4 protein-coding genes and 1 tRNA gene are annotated in these 5,311 nt (G+C 67.5%); 3 read left to right on the top strand and 2 right to left on the bottom strand.

Annotated features, from left to right (window positions below; genetic code table 11):
• Positions 1–383 precede the first annotated feature (383 nt).
• Positions 384–456, bottom strand: a tRNA-Arg gene (locus NYZ98_RS41040).
• A gap of 900 nt (positions 457–1,356) precedes the next feature.
• On the opposite strand from NYZ98_RS41040, the gene NYZ98_RS41035 reads away from it, so the two are divergent.
• From NYZ98_RS41035 to NYZ98_RS41025, 3 genes are all read left to right on the top strand, one after another.
• Complete coding sequence (locus tag NYZ98_RS41035; RefSeq protein WP_262850934.1) at positions 1,357–1,614, top strand: hypothetical protein; 258 nt, start codon at positions 1,357–1,359, stop codon at positions 1,612–1,614.
• 99 nt (positions 1,615–1,713) lie between these two features.
• Entirely contained in the window at positions 1,714–1,857 is a 144-nt protein-coding gene (locus NYZ98_RS41030; protein ID WP_262850932.1) for a hypothetical protein, read from the top strand.
• A gap of 1,534 nt (positions 1,858–3,391) precedes the next feature.
• Entirely contained in the window at positions 3,392–4,480 is a 1,089-nt protein-coding gene (locus NYZ98_RS41025; protein WP_262850930.1) for a D-alanyl-D-alanine carboxypeptidase family protein, read from the top strand.
• 159 nt (positions 4,481–4,639) lie between these two features.
• Here NYZ98_RS41025 and cpaB read toward each other — a convergent pair.
• Positions 4,640–5,311: Flp pilus assembly protein CpaB (gene cpaB, locus NYZ98_RS41020; RefSeq protein ID WP_316249664.1), on the bottom strand; the 672-nt coding region annotated here is incomplete at its 5' end.

Below are 5,311 nucleotides of genomic sequence, written 5' to 3'. Positions count from 1 at the left end.
GTCCAGCTTGACCAGGTGGTCGACGGCCTTGCGCCCAAGTCGATGGTCCTGGGCGAATTCTCGCGCCCACAGCACGAAGGCGGCGTCCAAGTCGATGAGCGTGTTGTCCAGGTCGAAGAGTGCCAGTCGCTGCACGATGATCGATCCTAGGCGAAGCCGGCAACGCCGTGCGGTCCACATCATGGGTGCTTCCTGGACCAGCGGGGTTGCTCGATCCTCGCCCCGTTTGCATGAGCGACCTGCGGAAACGCTCCTGGATCCATCCCACGCATATCCCACAGCCTCTGACATACGGCTGCTTATGGTGGCTCACGGCTGCGTGGAGCTGAGGATTCAATACGAGAACAGGCCCAGGTCAGGGGCATGTTCGCTGGTCAGGTGAGTGCCCCCGGCAGGATTCGAACCTGCGGCACCCGCTTTAGGAGAGCGGTGCTCTATCCCCTGAGCTACGGAGGCTGGGGTCTGGAGTAAGCGTACCGAAAGGTGAGCACCGCGTGGGCCGTGGCGTGGCTTGGCTTTTGGGGTTCGTATCTCATGTGTGGTCTGAGCTGGGGTAAAGGCCTGACATGCCAGCAACGTGCGGTAGCTCTGGGTGACTACTGTCACGCAGCGTGACTGTGGAGCGGCGGGAGTGTGGGCGGAGACGCCACGGGGTTCGTCCGGGTGTGCTCGTGGTGGCGATGTTGGCGCCTGCGGTCCTTGCGCTCGGGTTGCTCGTGGCTGAACTCACTGGATATGAGGAGCAGGTACGGAGCGCGTCGCGGCAGGCGGTGGAGATGAAGGCCATGGCGCGTTGGGAACAGGTGCCGAGCCTGGTCTTTCTCACGCCTGTGCCGGCCCTGCCGCATGGTGATCTTGGATATGAGGGCGTGCTGCCGCCTTTGGGGTGGGGCCAGAGGCGGCTTCTGGACGTCTCACGGGTGAGGGCGGGCGGGCAGGGCGCGGAGGAGTCGGATCCGCGTGATCGTGAGCAGGGGTGGGCGGGGCGGCGGGTTCTTAGTGATCCGGTTGGCTGGTCGGGGTCGGGGTCGGGGTCGGGGTCGGGTCTTCGGGCTGGTGGGCCGGTGATGAGTGGACGTTGGGATCGTGCGGGGGATGGGCGGTCGGCGCGGGGCGTTCGGTCGGGGGGGTCGACGGAGGGGCAGGTTTATCCCGAGGAACGTGCGCCGGAGATGCAGTTAGGGGAGCGGGGGAGGGCTGTGCAGCCGCAGGGGCAGGAGCCTGCGGTGGCCTCCGATGATTCGGATGGGCGTCGTACTCAGGCGTGGGGGGCAGACGGTGGCGAGCAGGGCCCGCAGTCGGGGGAGCGTGCGTCGGCCATCGCCCGTGCAGGCGGACGTGCGCAGGTGGGCGGGCGTGAGCAAGCAGGCGGATCTGCGCAGGTGGGTGGGAGTGCGCGGGCGGGCGGATCTGCGCGGGCCGGTGGGGGTGCGCGGGCAGGCGGATCTGCGCAGGTCGGCGGGAGTGCGCAGGTCGGTGGGAGTGCGCGGGCGGGTGGGCGTGCGCAGGTTGGGGGGCGTGCGGGAGAGCGTGTGGGGGCTGGACGGGCGGATGGGCGCTCTGACGGACGGATGGATGGACGTTCTCAAGGGTCTCAGCTTGCTGGATCTGTAGAGCGGAGGGGAGCAGTCGGGTTTGGGGATGGTGGAGGGTCGGGGTCGAGGTCGGTTGAAGGGGTGAGGTCGACAGTCGGAGCGGCTCGATTGTTGACCGGTGCCGGTGCCGGTGCCGGTGCCGGTTCTGAGTCTGGTGCTGGTGCTGGTGCTGGTGCTGGTGCCGATTCCGAGCCAGGTCCAGGTCCAGGTCCAGGTTCTGGTTCTGGTTCTGGTCATGATGCCGGGCTCGGGCCTGGTCTGAGTCCTGATGGTGGTGCCGGTTTCGGATCGGGTGCTCGGGCGGGTTCTGGGGTCGGCAGTGGCAGTGGCAGTGGCGGGGCTGGGGGCGGGGTCGGAGATGTGGTCGGGGACGGTGGTTCGGCTGAGGCCTTGAGGCTGGTCGGGGGTGATGGGGCGGGGGGTTCTGCTGGGCCCGGCGACACTGCCCGCGATATCCGGCCGGCTGGCGCGGTGCGAGTTGTTGAGACCAGTGGGTTGGTCCGAGCCATGAGATTCGCGAGGCTCGGTAGGGCCGCTGGTGCGGTGAGATTCGTGAAGGTTGGTGGGGTGAGATTCGCGAGGGTTGGCGGGGCAGCTGGTGGGGCGAGGGTTGGTCTGGCGGCGGGTGCGTTGAGATTCGCGAAGGTTGATGGGTCGGTGCGAGCCATGAGATTCGTGAGGGTTGGTTGGGCGGCTGGTGGGGTGAGGGTCGCTAGGGCGGTTGGCGCTGGGCGGTTCGCGGGGTCTGTTCGAGTGGGAGCAGTTCGGTCTGCTGTGGCCGGTGGATTGGTGTGGGGTGTGGAATCTGATGTGGCCGATGGGGTGATTGGAGCGGTGGGATCTGATGTGGCCGATGGGGTGATTGGAGCGGTGCTCTCCGAGGAGGCTGTTGGACCGGACCGGGTGATCGCGTTTGTTGAGGGGGACGAGTCCGTTGGTGAAGTGATGTGGGTGGTGGGGATGAGTGGAGCCGCTGGAGCGCATTGGTCGGTCGATGGGGTGGCTGGAGAGGGGCGGTTGGGTGGATTTGGGGTGGTGTAGTGGGTTGACCTTGGTGCGCTCCTGGCGATGACCAGCGTTTCTAGGTGAACGCCCCGATGCCGAGCGCCGGGCTGAGCGGCGTGGCGTCGGCGAGGGTCATCTTCTGGTGTCGTAGCGGATCCCCGACCCTGATCCTCATGGCCCCCATGGCACGCACCCCCGAGTGCCCCCAGCCCGCCTAGTCATCTTCAGCTTGTGCCCTCTGATCAATCCGCCTGGGCCCTACATCACTCTCCCTCAACCGAGTCACCCTCCCTCAACCGAGTCACCCTCCCTCAACCGAGTCACCCTCCCTCAACCGAGCCACGGTGGGGTGGACGAGCGACTTGCTGTGCGCTGGGGGTGCGGTTGGTGGGTCTGGCTGGGTCGGTGGGAACGTCGGTAGGGATCACCCGCGGGCGCCCTTGGACGCTGGGTTTGTTGCTGGGTTCTGCCAGTGGCCGTGTGTCGGCCGCGGCCTTGGCGTGTGTCGGGTGGGTGGGCTGGGTGATGTTGGTTCTGGGCGGCGTCGTGTGGTGTGAAGATCGCGAACGGTGGGTGGAGCTCGGGGGTTCCCTGTTGCTTCTTGAGGTGGTCGCGGGGGGTCTGGTGGGGGGTGATGGGGTGGAAGTGGGGTGATTGGGGGGTGGGGGAGAGGTATAAATGCCATGATCGGTGCATAACGGCGTAGCGACTCCGGCCGTGGGATTCGTCCCGTTGTAGTAACGTGCGTGCCGGGCTCAGGTCACAAGTTCGCAAACGGAGGGGTTCGAAACGTGCCATCTCCCCGGTCGGCGGGCCTGGTCGCGGTCCTTATGGCGATGGTCTCCATGATCAGCGTGACGTCTTCGGGCACGGCGCAGGCGCGGTCGGTGACGCAGGAGAAGAAGGTCGTCCGCGAGGAGGATCCGGCCAATCTCAACGAGCTGCGCCGCAGTGCGGAGAAGTCGTCCAAGGCGCTGGCGGAGGCGACCAAGGCGCTGGAGCAGCGGCAGGCGACGCTGGCGAAAGCCGACAAGGAACTCAAGGGCAAGCTGGATCAGCTTCGGACGGCCACCGTGGCGCTCTCCAAGGTGCGCAGGCCGCTGGCCGATCTTGTCCAGTCGCTGTACCAGGAGCCTTCGGGCGGCGACATGGCCCCGTTCATGTCCGGCGAGGACGACGCGACCAGCCTCCGGGCTCTCAGCGACATGACGTATCTCGTGTCTGGGCGGGACGAGGTGCTGGCCGACGCCGGGCGGTTGTACCAGGAGCAGCAGAAGCTGGCGAACCAGGCCCAGGACCTCCGGGCGACGAAACTCCTGGTGGAGGCGCAGCTCAGCGTCGAGATCGACACGCTGAGGAAGCGGTCGGCGACGGTGGTGAAGTCGCTGTCCACGGCCCTGGCCAAGCTCGGGGTGCGTGTGAACCAGGGCGGCCGGTCGGGTGCGGCGTGCGACCCCACTCGGGTGAGCGCCGTCGCGGAGTACCCCAACGGGTTGCTGCCCAAGAGTGTGTTGTGCCCGCTGCAGCAGCCGGGCAGGGAACTGCGGGCCGACGCGGCGATCGCGTTCGTCGCGCTCAGCGAGGCGTACAAGAAGCAGTTCGGCAAGTCGATGTGCGTGACCGACAGTTACCGGAACCTGGGCCAGCAGCAGGCGATCTTCTATCGCCGGCCGGGCTTCGCCGCCGTACCGGGGCGGAGCAACCACGGGTTGGGGCTCGCGGTCGACCTGTGTGGCGGGGTGGACGTCTTCCGCTCGGTGCAGTTCAACTGGCTTGAGGCCAACAGCAAGAGGTTCGGGTGGATCCACCCCGATTGGGCGTACCACAGCCCGTTCGAGCCCTGGCACTGGGAGTACGACCCGAAGCTAGCAGCGAGTTGATTCGACCTTAGATTGTTCAGAGCGTGCTGAATGGATCTCAGTCTGTTCAGAGCGTGCTGAATGGATCTCTGTCTGGTCAGACTGATGTGGCAGGTGGGTTGTCGTATGGGTCCGTCGTGCGTCGCTTCGCTGTAGCTGCCTTGAGGGGCCGGCCTGATGTCAGCCGGGGTGGCCGTGGATGGTGATCGACAGGCGTGAGCCGGTGCCGGCTTGGGCGAGGCGGGCGGCCTGGTCGGGGGTGGTGGCCAGGACGACCAGGGCGCCGTTCTCCGTCATCGAGTCGGTCGGGCGGGTCGAGTTCGGGATGGCGATCACGGTGACGGCCTGGGCGACCCGCGCCATGAGCGGGTTCGGGGCGGCGTCCTCCCATGAGGCCGTGGAGGCGATCACGTCGATGACGTCGCCTGGGCGGAGCAGGCGCGCCGCGCCGGCGTCGGTGACGCGTACCGGGGTCGCCCGCATGCCCGGTCCATAGGCGTCGACCAGGGACGGGCCGAGCAGGCGGAGGTCGGTGAGCGGTTCGCCGCGCCGCGCCGGGGCGGCGAGCACGCGTCCGGTGATGGACGCGCCTGGTCGGAGGGCGCCGTCCGGTATGGCGGTTTCTGGGAGATGCGCCGTCGTGACGTCCGAGGCCGACAGCACGCCCCCTTTGAGGTCGTGAGCGGCGGTCAGCACCTCGGAGGTGGGGGGTGGGCGTACGGCGAGGCCAACGAAGACCGTTGCCATCGCCGCGAGTACGACGGCCACGAGGCGGCGACGGCGGTTCAGTATCCGGGCGGCACGGAACGTGGTCCGCATGGTCGACTCCTGCGGAGGGGCGGAGGGGCGGAG

Source organism: Sphaerisporangium corydalis (genome assembly GCF_025506355.1).
In the GTDB taxonomy this organism is placed as follows: Bacteria; Actinomycetota; Actinomycetes; order Streptosporangiales; family Streptosporangiaceae; genus Sphaerisporangium; species Sphaerisporangium corydalis.
Note: the sequence above shows the minus strand (reverse complement) of the source record. Positions and strands in the feature narration are given on the sequence as shown.